The 17,634-nt window shown below is 68.3% G+C and carries 16 protein-coding genes; 11 read left to right on the top strand and 5 right to left on the bottom strand.

Annotation, left to right across the window (positions count from 1 at the left end; genetic code table 11):
* Positions 1 to 2 precede the first annotated feature (2 nt).
* The 3 genes from AB5I40_RS30190 to AB5I40_RS30180 all read left to right on the top strand — a co-directional run bounded on the left by AB5I40_RS30190 (position 3) and on the right by AB5I40_RS30180 (position 3,641).
* Positions 3 to 797 carry a DeoR/GlpR family DNA-binding transcription regulator gene (locus tag AB5I40_RS30190; protein ID WP_370933648.1) on the top strand — a complete coding sequence of 265 codons (795 nt, stop codon included), beginning with the start codon at positions 3 to 5 and terminating at the stop codon, positions 795 to 797.
* A 76-nt stretch (positions 798 to 873) separates the two neighbouring features.
* Positions 874 to 2,205, top strand: coding sequence for an MFS transporter (locus AB5I40_RS30185; protein ID WP_370933647.1), 1,332 nt, complete (start codon positions 874 to 876; stop codon positions 2,203 to 2,205).
* The gene (locus tag AB5I40_RS30180) at positions 2,202 to 3,641 is read left to right on the top strand and encodes an FGGY-family carbohydrate kinase (RefSeq protein ID WP_370933646.1); all 1,440 of its coding nucleotides are present in this window, start codon (positions 2,202 to 2,204) and stop codon (positions 3,639 to 3,641) included. The genes AB5I40_RS30185 and AB5I40_RS30180 overlap by 4 nt, the downstream gene beginning before the upstream one ends.
* Before the next feature lie 107 nt (positions 3,642 to 3,748).
* On the opposite strand, the gene AB5I40_RS30175 is transcribed toward AB5I40_RS30180, so the two are convergent.
* On the bottom strand, positions 3,749 to 4,219 hold the full coding sequence (locus AB5I40_RS30175) for a hypothetical protein (protein ID WP_370933645.1): 471 nt from the start codon (positions 4,217 to 4,219) through the stop codon (positions 3,749 to 3,751).
* A 448-nt stretch (positions 4,220 to 4,667) separates the two neighbouring features.
* Positions 4,668 to 6,218: a hypothetical protein gene (locus AB5I40_RS30170; RefSeq protein ID WP_370933644.1), complete on the bottom strand. Its 1,551-nt coding sequence runs from the start codon at positions 6,216 to 6,218 to the stop codon at positions 4,668 to 4,670.
* Between the two features lie 130 nt (positions 6,219 to 6,348).
* Between AB5I40_RS30170 and AB5I40_RS30165 the strand changes: the two genes are divergently transcribed.
* The 5 genes from AB5I40_RS30165 (at position 6,349) to AB5I40_RS30145 (ending at position 12,164) form a co-directional block, all read left to right on the top strand.
* On the top strand, positions 6,349 to 7,578 hold the full coding sequence (locus tag AB5I40_RS30165; protein WP_370933643.1) for a DUF445 family protein: 1,230 nt from the start codon (positions 6,349 to 6,351) through the stop codon (positions 7,576 to 7,578).
* Between the two features lie 82 nt (positions 7,579 to 7,660).
* Positions 7,661 to 8,836 carry a DUF445 family protein gene (locus AB5I40_RS30160; protein WP_370940638.1) on the top strand — a complete coding sequence of 392 codons (1,176 nt, stop codon included), beginning with the start codon at positions 7,661 to 7,663 and terminating at the stop codon, positions 8,834 to 8,836.
* A gap of 47 nt (positions 8,837 to 8,883) precedes the next feature.
* Positions 8,884 to 10,107 (top strand): DUF445 domain-containing protein, encoded by a 1,224-nt coding sequence (locus tag AB5I40_RS30155; RefSeq protein WP_370933642.1) that lies wholly within the window; start codon positions 8,884 to 8,886, stop codon positions 10,105 to 10,107.
* Between the two features lie 52 nt (positions 10,108 to 10,159).
* Complete coding sequence (locus AB5I40_RS30150; RefSeq protein ID WP_370933641.1) at positions 10,160 to 11,476, top strand: hypothetical protein; 1,317 nt, start codon at positions 10,160 to 10,162, stop codon at positions 11,474 to 11,476.
* Positions 11,463 to 12,164, top strand: coding sequence for an NAD(P)-dependent oxidoreductase (locus tag AB5I40_RS30145; RefSeq protein ID WP_370940637.1), 702 nt, complete (start codon positions 11,463 to 11,465; stop codon positions 12,162 to 12,164). The genes AB5I40_RS30150 and AB5I40_RS30145 overlap by 14 nt, the downstream gene beginning before the upstream one ends.
* On the opposite strand, the gene AB5I40_RS30140 is transcribed toward AB5I40_RS30145, so the two are convergent.
* The 3 genes from AB5I40_RS30140 to AB5I40_RS30130 are packed head-to-tail and all read right to left on the bottom strand — an operon-like array spanning position 12,161 to position 14,796.
* Complete coding sequence (locus AB5I40_RS30140) at positions 12,161 to 13,045, bottom strand: metal ABC transporter permease (protein ID WP_370933640.1); 885 nt, start codon at positions 13,043 to 13,045, stop codon at positions 12,161 to 12,163. The two genes, AB5I40_RS30145 and AB5I40_RS30140, sit on opposite strands and share 4 nt — an antisense overlap.
* A gap of 3 nt (positions 13,046 to 13,048) precedes the next feature.
* Complete coding sequence (locus tag AB5I40_RS30135) at positions 13,049 to 13,885, bottom strand: metal ABC transporter ATP-binding protein (RefSeq protein WP_344265395.1); 837 nt, start codon at positions 13,883 to 13,885, stop codon at positions 13,049 to 13,051.
* Positions 13,885 to 14,796, bottom strand: a complete 912-nt coding sequence (locus tag AB5I40_RS30130) for a metal ABC transporter solute-binding protein, Zn/Mn family (RefSeq protein ID WP_370933639.1) — start codon at positions 14,794 to 14,796, stop codon at positions 13,885 to 13,887. Before AB5I40_RS30130 ends, AB5I40_RS30135 begins: the two co-directional genes overlap by 1 nt.
* Positions 14,797 to 14,974: 178 nt before the next feature.
* Between AB5I40_RS30130 and AB5I40_RS30125 the strand changes: the two genes are divergently transcribed.
* The 3 genes from AB5I40_RS30125 (at position 14,975) to AB5I40_RS30115 (ending at position 17,627) form a co-directional block, all read left to right on the top strand.
* A complete protein-coding gene (locus AB5I40_RS30125; RefSeq protein WP_037809317.1) occupies positions 14,975 to 16,075 on the top strand; it encodes a LacI family DNA-binding transcriptional regulator in 1,101 nt (366 codons plus the stop codon).
* Positions 16,076 to 16,236: 161 nt separating this feature from the next.
* On the top strand, positions 16,237 to 16,728 hold the full coding sequence (locus AB5I40_RS30120; protein ID WP_370933638.1) for a beta-class carbonic anhydrase: 492 nt from the start codon (positions 16,237 to 16,239) through the stop codon (positions 16,726 to 16,728).
* Positions 16,729 to 16,751: 23 nt separating this feature from the next.
* Positions 16,752 to 17,627, top strand: coding sequence for an A/G-specific adenine glycosylase (locus AB5I40_RS30115; RefSeq protein ID WP_370933637.1), 876 nt, complete (start codon positions 16,752 to 16,754; stop codon positions 17,625 to 17,627).
* Positions 17,628 to 17,634: the final 7 nt, after the last annotated feature.

The raw sequence follows: 17,634 nt of genomic DNA, 5'->3' as shown, positions 1-17,634 counted from the left end.
GCATGTCGAGCGAAAAGCCTGCCGCGCACCCCCGCGAGAACCGTCAGCAGAGGCTGACCGAGCACGTGTTCCAGCAGGGTTCGGCGACCATCGGCGAGCTCGTCGACCTGCTGGGCGTCAGCATGATGACGGTGCACCGGGACATCGACGAGCTGTCGCGGCGCGGCCTGGTCCGGAAGTACCGCGGCGGGGTCTCGGCGATGCCGTCGACGGTGTTCGAGAGCAACGCCGAATACCGGATGAACGCGCACGTCGACGCGAAACGGCTGATCGCGATGCACGCGGTGGAGCAGGTCGAGCCCGGCATGTCGGTGCTGCTCGACGATTCCACGAGCGCGCTCGCGCTGGCCAGGCTGCTGGTCGACGTGACGCCGCTGACCGTGGCCACGAACTACCTCGCGGCGATCGACGTCCTCAAGAACGTGCACGAGCTGCGGCTGATCTGCATCGGCGGCGACTACTCGCCCACCCACGACTCGTTCCTCGGCATGCAGAGCATCGAGTCGATCGAGCGGCTCTCGGTCGACATCGCGTTCGTGTCGACCTCGGCGATGAGCACGTCGATGAGCTTCCACCAGGAGCCCGAGATCGTGATGATCAAGCGGGCCATGCTGGCCAGCGCCCGGCACAAGGTGCTGCTGATGGACCACAGCAAGATGAAGCGCACGGCCCTGCACCGGCTCGCCCCGCTGGACGACTACGACCTGCTGATCGTGGACGAGGAGGCCGATCCGCACTACGTCGACGAGCTGCGCAGCCGGGTCGAGGTGCAGGTCGCCGAACATCCCGACAACTGATCGACTTCATAACACTCTTGCGTGCGAAGTTCACACAGTCCATGATACGTTTGATCTCGACGTCATGGAGGCGTGTATGAACGAGTCGGCAACAGCGGAGTTGCCCAAGTCGGGCTTCGGGCGCTTGCTCACGAAATGGGGGCTGCCCGCGCCCCTGTTCCTCGGGTATGTCGGTCTGCTCCTGTTCATGATCGGCGACGGAGTGGAGTCCGGCTTCATCGCGCCGTACATGGCGGACAACGGCGCGGGCACGGAAATCAAAGCGTCGTACGTGATCACCGTGTACGGCATCGCCGTGATGCTGGCGTCGTGGCTTTCGGGCGCGCTGTCCGAACTGTGGGGGCCGCGGCGGGTGATGATCATCGGCCTGGTCATCTGGCTGGTATTCGACGCGCTGTTCCTGACGCTCGGCCTCGCCGGCGGAAACTACGCGGCGATGCTGATCTGCTACGGGATCCGCGGATTCGGCTATCCGATGTTCGCGTTCGGCTTCCTGGTGTGGATCACCGCGGTGGCTCCGGTCGCGCGGCTCGGCGCGGCAGTCGGCTGGTTCTACTTCGCCTTCACCGGCGGCCTCCCCACGCTCGGCGCGCTCGTCGCGAGCTTCACCAACCCGCTGTTCGGCCACTACGGCACGCTGTGGGTGGCGGTCGTGCTGCTCGGCATCGGCGGACTCGTGGCGGTGCTCGGAGTCCGGCAGCGCACCGGATACCGCAGGCTCGCGCCGCCTGACGTGAAACCGGTGCAGAGCCTGGTTTCCAGTGTGTCGATCGCGTGGAAGAAACCGCGGGTCGGAGTCGGCATGATCGTGCGGGTCATCAACACCGCGCCCGAATTCGGCATGCTGGTGTTCTTCCCGACGATCTTCATCTCCCAGATCGGGTTCGGGGAGAGCCGCTGGCTGCTGCTGGTGTCGGTGATCTACGGGACGAACATCTTCTTCAACCTGATCTTCGGCGTGCTGAGCGACCGGATCGGCTGGCGCACCACAATTTTCTGGTTCGGCGCGATCGGCTGCGCGATCTCGATCCTGTTGCTGTACTTCGTGCCGGTCGCGATGGGCGCGCAGTATTACTGGCTCGCGCTGATCGTCGGCGCGCTCTACGGCGCGACGCTCGCCGGGTTCGTGCCGATCTCCGCACTGCTGCCGTCGCTGGCCCCGGAGCACAAGGGGGGCGCGATGGCTCTGCTGAACCTCGGCGCGGGTGCGGCGGCGTTCGTCGGGCCGGCGATCGTGTCGCTGTTCCTCGGGCCGGCCGGTGCCGCCGGGGTGGTCATCATCTTCGCCGCGCTGTACCTGGTGGCTGCGGTGCTGGTGCGATTCCTGAAACTGCCTGAGGAAACCGAGAAAGCGCTCGCGACCGACGGCAGCCTGCAGGACGTCGAAGAAAGGGTCAGCACGGCGTGAACGAGCAGGTCTCGGTCGGCATCGACGTCGCCACCGCGGGGGTTCGCGCCTTCGCGGTGCGCGGCGGCTCGGTCCTCGCCACCGTATCGGCGTCGCTGCCGGCGCCGGTGCGCGCGGGCGGGGGCCGCAGCGAACAGGATCCGTCGGCGTGGTGGCCCGCGGTCTGTTCGGTGCTGAACGAGGTCACTGCCGCTTTGCCCGGACGCGGCGCGGAAGTCTCGGCGGTGGCGATCGCGGCGACGTCCGGGACGATCGTCGGAGTCGATGCCTCAGGCGAACCGGTGACGCCCGCGTTGATGTACGACGACCGGCGCGGCGCGGACTACAACGCGAAAGCCGTGGAACTCGGTGCCAGCCGGTGGCGGAAACTGGGTTCAGGAGTCTCGCCGACCGCGGCACTCGGCCGGATCGCGTGGCTGGCCGAACATACCGAGGCGGTGGCCGTCCGGCACACGCCGGAGATGATCGCGGCGAAACTGACCGGACATCCGGTCGCGGCGGATTGGTCGCACGCGCTCAAAAGCGGCTACGACCCGCTGGCTGAGGAATGGCCGTCCGAGGTTTTCGCCGGATTAGGCGTGCCGGACGGAATGCTGCCGCCGGTGGTCGCGCCGACCACCGTGCTCGGCGAGGTCTCGGCGCCGACGGCCGGGTTGCCCGCCGGATGTCTCGTGGTGGCAGGCATGACGGACGGATGCGCGGGGCAGCTGGCCGCAGGCGCGGTCGAGCCGGGACGGTTCGTAGGAATTCTTGGAACCACTTATGTCCTGAAGGGTGTCACAGAATCATTGGTGCCGGACCCCACCGGAGTCATGTACAGCCATCGGCATCCAGACGGATGGTGGTTGCCAGGCGGCGCGTCGAACACCGGCGGTGAGTCCGTTTCGGACAGTACCCGGCTAGCCGAGCTGGATGCCGCCGCCGCGGCTCGCGGACCGGCCGAGGTGGTGACGTTCCCGCTGCGACGCAAGGGAGAACGTTTCCCCTTCGCACACGGCGACGCGGAAGGCTTCGTCCTAGGAACTCCGACCGACGAGGTCGAGCTGCACCGGGCTCGGCTGGAAGGAGTCGCTTTCCTGGAACGACTAGCACTGGATCACCTGCGACGACTGGGTGTCCCGGTCCGCGAACCGCTCCTCGCGGCGGGCGGCGGCAGCAAGAGTCCTTTGTGGACTCAGATCCGGGCTACGGTGAGCGGGCTTGGACTGCAAGTGGCACCGCAGGCAGAAACGGGCTACGGCGCGGCACTCCTTGCGGCGGCCGGATGCACGCCGGGCGGCCTGAGCGTGGTGTGCAAGGAGATGCCGGTGGGGTCGCTCGTCGAGCCGGATCCCCGTGAGAGCGCGGCGTTGTTGGCTTCGTACCAACGGTTTTGCCGGGAGTTGCGGGACCGCGGCTGGATTGACGAGGAACTGTTCACGGTGGCGGCGGGGTGATGCGGCTGGGGTAGTTGCGAGACTTAGCTTCGGTGCTTGGTCGGCCTTTGCGGGATGGGCGGCGGCCGGAGGAAGGTGTGCGCGGGGGTTGGCTTTCCGCTAGCGGGTCAGCGGCGCGGCGACCGCACCGTCGCGGAGACGAGCGCGGCGATCGCGGCAAGGAACGCGAAGATGGCGGCCAGACCGATTGGCACCCCGTTGCTCTTGTGGAAACCGAGCACGAAGTCGAGGTGCGCGCCGAAACTCGTACCCGCCGGCAGCGGCACGGACACAATCACGACCACGTACAGCAGGCACAGCCCGAACAGGGTCCATGCCGCCCAGACGTGCCGCGCGAGCAGGAAACCGGCAGGCACGACCACGGCGAACGCGGAGAGCAGGCCGCACACGACGTTCGTCCACACCATGCCCGACCACTCGCCGACCGGGCCGCCGATCAGCACGTTCGCGAAGACGAACCACACCAACGCGATCGCTGTGCAACCAGCGAGGGCAGCCGCGACCGTCCCAGCCGGAAAGTTCGCCCGGCGGCGGACCAACGCGGGGGTCGGTGCGGGGAAACCCGGTGGCACGGACATCCGGAACTCCTGACGATCTCGGGTAGGCGCGAGCGTCTCATTCCCCTTGGCGCGATTCAGCCTGTTGTCCTGTTCCGGCCACGGAATCCACTGGGCAGCACCAGCATGGAACGGCCGAAGGAGTTCGCGCGCGGGGAATTACCGGCCCTGCGTCCGGCGTCGACGTCACTTCGGCGGACGACGCCATCAACTCTGGCACCGTCTCAGGACAAACTCTGGCCATGTAGCGCTAGGTCGCCCGGAGTGTCACAGGAATCAGGACAGCAGGTCAGGAACAGCCCGCGCGTGGGCAACCTGGGCGACGGCCGTTGCCATTGCCGATGCGAAAGGCCAGCGATTCAGCGAGTTTGGCAGTTGCTGCGGGCCTACGGCCGTCGGTGTGTCCGGAGCAGCCGCCGGTGCGTCCGGAGCAATGGATGCGACGGGGCGCGGAGTCGGCTGGGGCGGGTCAGGAACGGCCCGCACGAGGGCGACCGGGGCGGCGGCCATTGCCGTTGCCGGTCCGAGGGGCGGGCGGGTCTCCGGGCTTGGCAGCTTGCGAGTCCGCGGCCGCCGGGGCGTCTGGAGTGGCGGATGCGGCTGGGCGCGGAGTCGGCTGGGGCAGAGCGGGTGCGGGCGAGCCAGTCGACGAAGGCGCGTCAACCACAGCCTGCGGAGGCTCCGCAGCGGCGGCTTCCTCTTCCTGCGTACCGAGAAAGCGCAACGCCTCCTGGACGGCCTCATTAGTGGCAGCGATCCGGTCGGCGACCTTGGTCCGCAGGTCCAGCGCCAGGGTGCGCGATTCGGTGGCTTCGGTTTGCTTCTGGAGGGCGTCGGCGAGAGCGGTCTCGGCCTGCGCCTTCTTGACCGCGATCTCTTCCGACGCTCGACGGTCGGCTTCGGCTCGGACTTTGGCGGCCTCAGCTTCGGTGGCGGCGTCGGTTTCGGCGCGGACGCGGGCCGATTCTTCGTCGGCGTCGAGGCGGGCGGCTTCGGCGGCAGCGTCGGCCTCGGCGCGGGCCCGGGCGGCTGCTTCGTCGGCTTCGGTGCGGACGCGGAGGGCTTCCGCATCCTTCTCGTCGCGGATTCGGCGGGCTTCGGCGTCCGCGGCCAGGCGGGCGTGTTGGGATTCGGCGTCTGCCTTGGCACGGGCTTCGGCCGCGGCTTCGTCGGCCTGGGTGCGGGCTGCCAACGCCGCTTGGTCTGCTTCGGCGCGGGCCGTTGCGGAGGACTGGTCTGCCTCGGCGCGGGCGGTTGCGGCGAGTTCGTCGGCTTCGGCGCGAGCGCGGTCGGCGGCTTCGGTGCGGGACGCGATCTCCGCATCGGCCGCGGCGGTCCGCGTGGCGATGTCTTCATTGGCCGCCGCAGTGCGGGTGGCGATGTCTTCGTTGCCCGCCTTAAGCCGCGCCTCCAGATCCGCCAGGCGAGCCGCGATCTCCTCATCCGCGGCGGCGGTGCGAGTGGCGATATCCGCTTCCGCGGCAGCGATCCGGGACTCAAGGTCGGCCTGTCGCGCGGCCAAATCCTTCTCCGCGGCCGCGACTCGGGCGTCCAGAGCCTCAGAGCGCGCGGCGAGGTCGGCGTGGGTCTCCGTCAGCAAGCGCTGGCGTTCCGCTTCCGCTTCTTTAGCCGCTTTGTCCGTTGCCCGTTGGGTTTCGTGTGCGTAGCGGTCCGCTTCGCCGCGCGTTGAGGTCGCGTCTGCTTCCGCTGAGCGGCGGAGGTCGGCGATTTCCTCCTCGGCCAGTTGCACCATCATCCGCACGCGCTCGGAGATCGCGCCGGCACCCGCCGGGCTCGAGGTGACCCGGACTAGCGCCGCCTTCGCCTCGGACAGTTCTGACTGGGCTGTCGTCAGCGCCTTCGTGAGCTCGCCCGCCGTGGCCACCGCCTCGTCGCGGCCGTGGGAGGTCGTGTTCAGTTCGCTGGTCAGCTGGGCGATGCGGGCGTCGACCTGGTGGGGGTCGTAACCCTTGCGGGTAACAGCAAAGGCGGGGTGCTGCGGCTTTTCGGGCGCGACCATCGGGCTACCTTAGTGATCGGGGCACCCGCGGCACGTACCGCCAAACGGCTGTATTACGAAGCGCGAAACCCGACGTCACGCATGGCATCCTGTCCCCTCGACCTACTGCGCGGGCGAACGGGGCAGACGCATGGACCTTTCAGCCATCGCCGCCGACCTGGCCGCGCACTGGCACGTGTACGCGACCATGCCGTTCATCGCGGCGCTCATCGGCTACCTGACCAAGCGCGTCGCGATCGAGATGATGTTCCGGCCGCTCGAGTTCCGCGGCATCCGGCCCTTCCTCGGCTGGCAGGGCGTCATCCCGGCCAACTCGCGGCGGATGGCGACCACCGCGGTCGATCTGCTCACCAAGAATCTCCTCGACCCGCGTGAGGTCTTCGCTCGGCTCGATCCGGAAGAAATGGTCGCGCAGCTGGAAGAACCGCTGCTGAAGGCGGTCGACGAGGTCACCCGCGAAGTCTTCGAGACCTATCAGCCGCGGCTGTGGGAAATGCTGCCCGCCCGCGCTCAGCAACTGCTGGTGGACCGCGTCCGCGCGCAGGCACCCGTGGTCGTGAAGCGGCTGATGCGGGAAGTGTCGGCCAATGTGGACGAAGTTCTCGACGTCAACGACATGCTGATCAACGCGATGGTCCGGGACAAATCGCTCACCTGCCGGTTGATCCGCGAGGTCGCGGCGCCCGAGTTCCGGTTCATCGCACGCAGCGGGATCGGGTTCGGATTCGTCATCGGGCTCGTCCAGCTCATCGCGTGGGCGCTCACGAAACAACCGGTGATCATGCCGATCTTCGGTTTCGTCACGGGCTTCGTCACGGACTGGCTCGCGCTCAAAATGATCTTCTACCCGCGGCAGCCGCGGCGGTTCTTGTTCTTCACCTGGCAGGGAATGTTCCAGAAACGCCGGGCGCAGGTCGCCGCGGATTACGGTGCGTTGATCGCGGAAGAAGTCCTCACCGCGGGCAATGTGCTGGAGGCCGTGCTGACCGGGCCGCGGGCGGACAAGTTGTTCGCGCTTGTCACGCGGGAAGTCCAGCGGACCGTCGACGCGCAGGCTGGGCTGGCGAAGCCGCTGGTCGCGCTGGCTGTCGGCGGGCGCGAGTACCAGCAGATGAAGCAGGCCGCCGCGGAGAAGGCCATCGCGTATCTGCCGGAGACCGTCAAGCACGTCGAGAGTTACGCGACCGACGCGCTCGACGTCCGCAACACGATCGTCGAGAAGATGCAGCAGCTGACGCCACTGGAGTTCGAGGGCATTCTCCGTCCTGCGTTCAAACAGGACGAATGGAAGCTGATCGCGGTCGGCGCGGTGATCGGCGGGCTGGTTGGCGAACTGCAGGTCCTGCTCCTCCTCCACTGAACGCGCGGGTTACCGTTCCGTAGGCAACACGGAGGGGACGCGCGTGCACACTTTCGCCGAGCACTGGCCGGTGTACGTCTCCATGCCGTTCATCGCGGCGCTCATCGGCTACGTCACCAAGCGCGTCGCCATCGAGATGATGTTCCAGCCGCTCGAATTCGTCGGCATCCGGCCCTTCCTCGGCTGGCAGGGCGTGCTGCCCGCGAACGCCGAGCGGATGGCGACGACCGCGACCGAAATGCTCACCACCAACCTCGTCGACCCGCAGGAGATCTTCGCCCGGCTCGACCCGGCGCAGGTCGCCAAAGAGATCGAACAGCCGCTGCTGCGCGTGGTCGAGGACGTCACCCGCGAGGTGATGGAGACCTACCAGCCGCGGCTGTGGGAAATGCTGCCGTCCGGCGCGCAGCAACTGCTGCTGAAACGCGTGCAGGCAGAGGCGCCGCGGGCGATCACGAAGATCATGCGCGAGATTTCCCAGAACATCGAGGACGTGCTCGACCTCAAGCACATGGTCGTCACGAACCTGGTGCGCGACAAGGCTTTGCTCAACCGGCTGATCCGCGACATCTCGCGCCCGGAAATGCGGTTCATCGCGCGGTCGGGCATCTGGTTCGGGTTCATTCTCGGCTGCGTGCAGCTGCTCGTGTGGTCGCTGACGCGCTCGCCGATCGTGCTGCCGCTGTTCGGGCTCGCGATCGGCTGGCTGACCGACTGGCTCGCGCTCAAAATGATCTTCCTGCCGCGCGAGCCGAAGCGGTTCTTCGGCTTTTACAGCTGGCAGGGCGTGTTCCAGAAGCGCCGCGACGAGGTGGCCGCCGACTACGGCGACATGATCGCGCGCGAGATCATCACCGTGCCGAATCTGCTGGAAGCCGTGCTGCGCGGGCCGAAATCGGACCGGTTGTTCTCGCTGATCAGCCGCGAGGTGCAGAAGACGATCGACGCGCAGGCGAGCGTCGTGAAGCCGTTCGTCGCGATCGCGGTGGGCACGAAACGGTTCCAGGAAATGAAGCAGGTCGCCGCCGCGAAGGCCGCCGAGCGGGTGCCGGACACCATCCGGCACGCGGAGTCGTACGCGATCAACGCGCTCGACGTCCGCAACACGATCGTGGACCGGATGCGCCGGCTCAGCCCGCTCGAGTTCGAGCAGCTGCTGCGGCCCGCGTTCCGGCAGGACGAATGGAAGCTGATCGCGGTCGGCGCGGTGATCGGCGGGCTGGTCGGCGAGCTGCAGGCGTTGCTGCTCCTCGGTTAGGACGCGCACGCGATACGGTTTCCTTCCGGAGCGGGGAGGGAGACCCGGTGGACGCGGTGCTGGACGACTTCGCGCGGCACTGGCCGGTGTACGTCTCGATGCCGTTCGTCGCCGCGCTGATCGGCTACGTCACCAAGCGCGTTGCGATCGAGATGATGTTCCGCCCGCTCGAATTCGTCGGCATCCGGCCGTTCCTCGGCTGGCAGGGCGTGGTGCCGAAGCACGGCGGGCGGATGGCCGCGATCGCGACCGACCTGCTCACCGCGAACCTGCTCGACATCGAAGAGGTCTTCGCCCGCGTCGACCCGGTGATCATCACCCGCGAACTCGAACAGCCCCTGCTGCGCGCGGTCGACGGGATCGCCCGCGACGTGCTCGAACAGCATCATCCGCGGCTGTGGGAGGTCATGCCCACGATCGCGCAGGAACTGCTGATCAAACAGGTGCAGGCCAGCACGCCGCAGCTGGTGCGGGAATTCCTGGACGAGGTCCGCGACAACCTGGACGAGGTCCTCGACGTCCGGCACATGACGGTCGAACGGCTCACCCGCGACCGCGCGCTGCTGGTCCGGCTGATCCGGGAGACGTCCCGGCCGGAGATGACGTTCATCGCGCGCGCCGGGATCGTCTTCGGCTTCGTGCTCGGTCTCGTTCAGGCTCTGGTGTGGGCTTTCACCCGGCAGCCGCTGGTGCTGCCGATCTTCGGCGGCGCGATCGGGCTGTTCACCGACTGGCTGGCGATCAAGATGATCTTCCTGCCGCGCGAGCCGGTGCGGCTGGGCCGGGTCATCCTGCAGGGCAAGTTCCAGCGGCGGCGGGCCGAGGTCGCCCGGCAGTACGGCGAACTGGTCGCCAACGAGGTGCTGACCGTCCCGAATCTGCTCGACGCCCTGCTGCGCGGCCCGAAGTCGGACCGGCTCGTAGCGATGGTCGAACGCGCCGTCGGGCACGCGGTGGACGCGCAGGTCAGCGCCGCGAAACCGGTGGTCGCGCTCGCTGTCGGAGCACAGCGGCTGCAGGAGATGAAGCACGCCGCGGCGCAGCGGGCGCTGGCGGAGATGCCGCTGACCGCGCGGTACGCCGAGGGGTACCTGACCGAGGCGATGGACGTCGCGAAAATGGTCGAGCAGCGGATGCTCGCGCTGACGCCGCTGGAGTTCGAAGGCCTGCTGCGGCCGGCGTTCCGGCAGGACGAGTGGAAGCTGATCGCGGTCGGCGGCGTGATCGGGTTCCTCGTCGGCGAGCTGCAAGTCCTCCTCATGCTCGGCTGACTTTCGGCGGTTGTTCGCGCCGGGCTCACTCGAATTGACTAACCTCAGTGCCGTGTCCGAGCCACCGCAGCTGCCCGCAGTCCACGAGGCCTACCTGCCCCGCGAGCACGCGCTGCATCGCCCGCGGCACGGCAAGCGGCAGCTGACCGCGCTGGTCAGCGCCCTGTTGTTCTTCGTGACGCCGACCATGCTGTGGGTCGTCGGGGTCCGGCCGAGCGAGATCGAGAACCACAAGCTCGCCGGATTCCCCAACCTTGGCGAGGGGTTCAAGTTCTTCACCGACCTCCCCAAATGGGCGACGGACCAGCTGTCGTTCCGCGCGGGCGCGATCAACGCGGCGAACGGGATCAGCGAGGGCGTCTTCGGCGAGGCCGCACCGCTCGACCAGGGTTCGGCGTCGAGCAACGGCCCGATCCCGGCACCGCCGCTGCAGCAACCGGGCGCGCCGAACACCGGTCCGACGGTGCCGAGCGGGCCGGGTTCCAGCCAGGCCGGATACCGCAAGGTGGTTCAGGGCGCGGACGGCTGGCTGTACTACGGCTACGACTCCGAGGCGAAGTGCACGCCGACCCAGGACATCGACACCACGATGAAGCGGATCGACGAACTGCGCTCGGCCGTCGAAGCGTCCGGCCGGAAGTTCGTGTTCGTGGTGACGCCGGACAAGACGACGATGGTGCCGCAGTTCCTGCCCGCGAGCTATCCGGGCAAGGAATGCTCGCAGGCCGCCTCGCCGAACGACTGGTACAAGATCACCACCGAAGGCCACTCGCTCGACCTGCGCCCGCAACTCGCCGCCGAAGCGGCCAAGGTCGGGCACCCGATCTACGCCCCGAACGACACGCACTGGCGCGACGAAGGCGGCCTCGTCCTGACCCGCGCGCTCGCCGAGACGCTCAAGCCGGGCACCACGAACAGCTGGCTGAGCGCCCCGGACGGCCAGTACGACGCGGTCGCGGACCTGCCGCTGCTGCTCGGCCAAACCGGCGTCAAGACGAACACCCGGTACAACCTGCGCCCGGACGGCGTCACCGACCGCGCGGGAGAATTCGTCGGAAGCATCGACCAGCCGGTGCACCGCTCGGCCCCGCCGATCGTCGGCACGATCGACCAGCCGACCCTCGTCTACGGCGACTCGTTCAGCCTCGCGTCGTCGCGGTACCTGGAGGCGGCGTTCACGAATCTCACGTATCTGGCGTATTCGACGGACAAGACGCCGCAGTCACAGGCGGTGGACCAGTTCGTGAACTCGCACGTGGTGGTGCTGCAGGCGGTGGAGCGGAATGTCGCTGGCGGGTTGGTGCCGTTTACTGACGAGGGGTTCATTTCGGCGGTGAAGGACGCGCTGGCGAAGCATCCGATCCGGTAGCGAGCGGGCAGGAGATCGGCCTGAGCCGCCAGCGCATCGCGCCGGGTTTCGTCCACGGTTTGGCACTGCTGGTGTCCAGGGTTCCCGTAGATACCGTCGCGCGCATGGCGTCCGAACAGCGAAACAGCCCGGTCGTGGTTTTCGGGCAGGCGGCCGCGCCGGGCTCGCCATCGTCGCCAAGGCTCTGCGACGCGGACGTCCAGTGCTCGGAGTCGTTCGCGACCCGGCCCGGCACTCCGCATTGGCCGCCCTCGGGGAGGGCGTCACTGTCGTCGCGGGCGATCTGACCGATTCGGACAGCGTCACGGCGGTGTTGCCTGACGAGGTCGCGGCGTTGGTGAATGCGGTGACGCCGTTTACCGCCCCGCCGGAATCGTTCGAAAACTTCGACCCCGACTACTACGTGCGCTTGGTCGAGAACCTCGCTAAGGCCGCGCGCGGATCCAGGGTGATCGAAATCGGCCTCGCCGCCTGGCAGGAACAAGCAGCAATGGACTGGCTGGTCGTCACGCCGCCACCCGGGTTGTCGCTTGAAGCACCGACGACCGGCGAGTACCGGATTGCGGGCGACGTGCTCGACTCCCAGGCAGCGGCAATCCCGTTGTCCTACGCGGACCTCGCGACAGCCGTCCTCGACCAGATCGACCAGCCGACGATGTCTCGCCAGCAGGTGACCGTCTACCGCTAACCGACCGGAACCGGAGCCGCTTCCACCGGGCTAGTCCGCACCCCGCGCCGACGGTCGCGGACCCACGCGATCACCCGGCACACCAGATAAATCAAGAACGAAATCGAAGTCACGAAAGCGCTCACCGGCAACCCCGGCGCGAGCGACAGCACGATCCCGCCCAGTGCGGCGATCTCGGCGAACACCACGGACAGCACCGTCGCGCGCAACGGGCTCGCCGTCACCCGGGCAGCGGCCGCGGCGGGGGTCACCATCAGGGCGACCACCAAGAGCGACCCGACCACCTGCACGCTCAGCGCCGTCGCGACGCCGACCAGCAGGGAAAACAGCACCGTCAAAGTCTTGACCGGAACCCCGCGTGCCTCGGCTACCGCGCGGTCGACGCTGGCGAACAGCAGCGGACGGTAGATCAGCGCGAGCACCGCCAAGACCGCGGCGGCGGCGATCGCCAACGCGGTCAGGTTCGTGCTGTCCACGGTGATGATCTGGCCAGTCAGGATCCCGAATTTGTTCGCTGACCGTCCTTTGTAGAACGACAGCAGCAGAACGCCCATGCCCAGCCCGAAGGACAGGATCACGCCGATGACCGAATCGCGATCCGAGTCGCGGATTCCCAGGATTCCCAGCAACAACGCGGCAGCCACCGCACCGGCGAGCGCGCCGTATTCCACTCCGACGCCCAGCAGCAGCGCGCCAGCGGCACCGGTGAAGGCCAGTTCGGACGTGCCGTGTACCGCGAAGGACATGCGGCGCATCACGATCAGCGGGCCGAGCACCCCGGCCAGCAAGCCGAGCACCGCGGCGGCGATCAGCGCGATCCGGACGCTGTCCAGTTCCGCGATCAGCTCCCACGTCTTGGCGAAGTCGAACATGCCGTCCAAGGCTCAGCCCACTGCTTCCTGCTCGTGGTGATGCGGTTCGTCCTCGCACAGCGCGCTTTGCGCACCCGCGATGTGAATCTGCCCGCCGACGCGCAGCACCTCGATCTTCGTCCCGTACAGATCCGACAGCGTCTCCGAGGTCATCACCTCGTCCGGCTTGCCGATCCGGAACTGGCCGTTCACCAGGTACAGCACGCGGTCGACGAACTGCAGGACCGGGTTGATCTCGTGCGTCACGAACAGCACGGCGGACCCGGCTTCGCGGCGTCGCGCGTCGATCAGTTCGCTGACCGCGCGCTGGTGTGCCAGGTCCAGCGACAGCAGCGGTTCGTCGCACAGCAGCACCGTCGGGTCGCCGACCAGCGCTTGCGCTACCCGAAGGCGTTGCTGCTCGCCTCCGGACAAGCGGCCGACCGGCTGTTTCGCGTAGCGCGTGCCGCCGACCGATTCGATCACCGACGCGACGCGGCGTTTCCGTGCGCGCATTCCGGCCAGGCCGGGGCCCCAGCGGTGACCGTCCAGGCCCAGGCCGACGAGGTCGACGCCGCGCAGCGTGAGCGAATCGTCGATCGCTCGTTGCTGCGGGATGTAGCCGACCTTGCGGTTCGCGCCTCCCGGACGGCCGCCCGCGATTTCCACCGTGCCCGCCGACAGCGACTGCATGCCCAGCAACGCCTTGAGGAAGCTGCTTTTGCCGGAACCGTTCGGGCCGAGGACGGCCAGGAATTCGCCCGGCTCGACGTCCAGGTCCAAACCGGACCAGAGGGTGCGGTCGCCGAAGGCGAGCCCGGCCCCGCGCACGCGGACCGCGGGGCCGGCATCGGGAAGCTGGACGGACATCAGCTGTTCAGAGCCCCCGACAGCGCGTCCACATCCTTGGTCATCCAGTCAATGTAGCCCGTGACGTTCGCCGGGAGCGTCTCGGATACGTCGACCACCGCGACCCCGGCCGCCTTCGCGTCGGCGACGGCCTGCTTGGTCAGCGGGGTGACCGTCTGCACGTTGTTGACCAGCGCCTTCACCTGCTTTTCCTTGATCAGCTTGGTGAACTCGGAGACCGCCGCGGCGGGCACGTCGGTCTCGTTCTCGATCGCGTCGGAAAACGCCTTCGGGGTGGCGTCGCCGATGTTCGCGGTCTTGAGCAGGTAGTGCGCGACCGGTTCGGTGACGACGACCTTCGTGTTCGGGTGCGCGGTGCCGAGCGCGCCCGCCTTCTTGATCAGGCCGTCGAGCTGGCCCTTGAAGGTCTTGGCGTTGTCCTCGAACGCCTGCTTCGACGCGGGCTGGATCTCGCCGAGCGCGGCCGCGACCTGGTCGGCGACCTTCTCGACGCCCGGCAGGTCGTACCAGACGTGCTCGTTCTCCTCGCCCGGCTTGGCGATGTCGTAGGCGACCAGTTTCTTCGCCGAAGCCGCCTCTCCGGACAGCTTGGTGAAGAACTCGTCGTAGCCGCCGCCGTTGGCCAGAGTGAGCTGCGCCTTCTTGGCGGCGAGCGCGTCGTCGGCAGTGGATTCGTACGAGTGCGGGTCGGCGGAGGGATCGTGAATGATCGACGTGACCTGCACTTTGTCGCCGCCGATGGCGGACGCGACGCTGCCCCAGACATCGGTGGAGGCGACGACCTTCACCTGGTCGCCCGTTCCCCCTCCCGCCCCGGAACCGGTCGAGGACGTGCTGGAGCACGCGCCGAGCGCGAACACAGCCAGAGCCGACGCGGCGGCGAGAACGCTCGTGGTGCGACGGGAAGTCATCGGGCACTCCTGGGTCGAACTGCTAATGGAAACCGTTGTCAGATTCACTTTACCCCATCCGAACGGCGAGCCTCACTCCACCGGGTGGCCGTACCCGCTCTTGATCACCGAGAGGATCGAGACGCTCACCACAGGGGTGTCGCTTCTGGAAAACGATCTGAACCGTTACGGTTTGCGGATGGGCCGTCCTATTCGCACCCGGAGGCAGGCGACATTGGCGTCGCTCGCGGCGGAACTCGGGGTGTCCAGGACCACCGTGTCCAACGCCTACAACCGCCCGGATCAGCTCTCCCCGGAACTGCGCCGCAGGGTGCTCGAGACCGCACGACGGCTCGGCTACCCCGGCCCGGACCCGGTCGCGCGCTCGCTGCGCACCCGCAAGGCGGGCGCGGTCGGACTGCTGCTGACCGAGAACCTCTCCTACGCCTTCCGCGACCCGGCCGCCGTCGGCGTGCTCGAAGGGCTCGCGCTGGCCTGCGAGGACGCGGGCGTCGGCCTGCATCTCGTGCCGGCCAGCCCCGGTCGCGAGGACCTCGCCGCGGTGCACCGCGCGGGCGTGGACGGGTTCGTCGTGTACTCGGTGCCGGACGACGACCCGCATCTCGCGGCCGTCCTGGAACGGCCGGTGCCGACGGTGATCATCGACCAGCCCCGCATCGAGGGCGTGGATCGCGTCGGCCCGGACGACGCGGCCGCCGTCACGCAGCTCGCCGACCATCTGGTGGCGCTCGGCCACCGGCAGATCGGCGTCCTCTGCATGCGGCTCGGCCGCGAGCGCAACGACGACTTCGTGACCTCCGAACGCCAGAGCGGCGCGCACTTCCACGTGCAGCGCACCCGGCTGGAGGCGCTGGCGACGGCGTTTTCCTCGGCGGGCGTCGACTGGGCGACCGTGCCGGTGGTCGAGCGCTTCGACCACACGGTGGACGACGGCGCCTCTGCCGCACGTCAGCTGCTGGACGCGTATCCGCAGGTCACCGCCCTGGTGTGCACCTCAGACATTCTCGCGCTCGGTGCGCTGGCCGAGGCCGCGCGACGCGGGCTGCGAGTGCCGCTCGACCTCACGGTGACCGGTTTCGACGGCATCGCCGAGGCAGAGCGCTCCGGGCTCACCACGGTGCATCAGCCGGTGCTGGAGAAGGGCAAGGTGGCCGGACGGCTGCTGCTCAGCTCGGCCGAGCGGGTCGGGCCCAAGGTCATCACGCTGCCGACGGAGCTGCGGGTCGGACGCACGTCGGCGCCGCCGCGGACGGTCGAGGAGCCCTGGTTCGGCGGGTGAGTCGTGAGTGGCAATCGCGGTTAGAACCGTGATCAGCACTCACGAGCACCCCCAGCCTTTGCCGTGATTTCGGGCCCACCGCATTGTGTGCGCGCCCTCGGGCCGGTTCCATGGAAAGAACCGCCCGCGTCCGCGGGGAAGCGCAGGCCGAAAGGTGCCCCATGACCTCCATCGACGTGCTGCTCAAGCGTAATCAGGAGATCGGGAACATCGTCCCCGGCGACCGGTCCTCCCCCAAGCCGTCGCTGCAGGTGTCGATCCTGACCTGCATGGACGCGCGGATCCGGGTGTTCGAGATCTTCGGCCTGCTGCAGGGCGAGGCGCACGTGCTGCGCAACGCGGGCGGTGTGGTCACCGACGACATGATCCGCTCGCTCGCGCTCAGCCAGCGCAAGCTCGGCACCCGCGAGGTGCTGATCGTCCAGCACACCGACTGCGGCCTCTCCACGGTCACCGAGGACGAGTTCAAGGACGAGCTGGAGTCCGCGACCGGGCTGCGGCCGACCTGGGCGGTCGAGGCGTTCCACAAGGTCGAGGACAGCGTGCGCACCTCGGTGGAGCGCGCCCGGCGCAGCGACTTCCTCCTGCACAACGACAACGTGCGCGGATTCGTCTACGACGTGAAGGCCGGGAGCCTGACCGAGGTCAAGTAAGAGCCGTCGTATTCAATGGCGGGGTGGCAGTAGACACCGACGTTCTGATCGATTGGTTCGCCGAGGTGGGCCGCGACCTGCCGTGGCGGGAGCCGGACTGCTCGGCGTGGGGCGTGCTGGTCAGCGAAATCATGCTGCAGCAGACGCCGGTCTCGCGCGTCCAGCCGATTTGGCTGGAGTGGATGGCCCGCTGGCCGGTGCCCTCAGCGCTGGCCGCCGAGACCACCGGCGAGGTCGTGCGCGCGTGGGGCAAGCTCGGCTACCCGCGTCGCGCGCTTCGGCTGCATGCCGCCGCCACGGTCATCGCGCAGGAGCACGGCGACGTCGTTCCGTCCGATGTGGACACTCTGCTCGCGCTGCCCGGCATCGGCGCGTACACGGCGCGCGCGGTGGCAGCGTTCGCGTACGGCAAGCGTGCGCCGGTCGTGGACACGAACGTTCGACGGGTGGTCGCGCGCGCTGTGCATGGCGCCGGTGACGCTGGCCCGGCGTCGAACACGCGCGACATGGCGGACGTCGAGGCGTTGTTGCCCGCTGAAGACGCGCCCGCGGCCAAGCTGTCCGCGGCGTTGATGGAGCTGGGCGCGCTGATCTGCACCGCCCGGTCGCCGAAGTGCGCGGACTGCCCGATTTACGCCGAATGCGCCTGGCAGCACAACGGCCGTCCCGAATACGCCGGTCCGGCCAAGCCGGTGCAGAAGTTCGCCGGAACCGACCGGCAGGTGCGCGGGCTGCTGCTGGACGTCCTGCGCGGCAGCGAGGGACCGGTCGAGAAGGCTCGGCTGGACCTCGTGTGGCACGAATCCGGCCAGCGCGACCGGTGCCTGGATTCGCTGCTTGTGGACGGTCTGCTGGAGCAAACCCCCGACGGGCTCTTCGCGCTTCCCGGGGAACACTGACGCACTA

The sequence above is a fragment of the Amycolatopsis sp. cg13 genome (assembly GCF_041346965.1).
Taxonomy (GTDB): Bacteria; Actinomycetota; Actinomycetes; order Mycobacteriales; family Pseudonocardiaceae; genus Amycolatopsis.
This window is presented reverse-complemented; position numbering and strand designations above follow the sequence as displayed.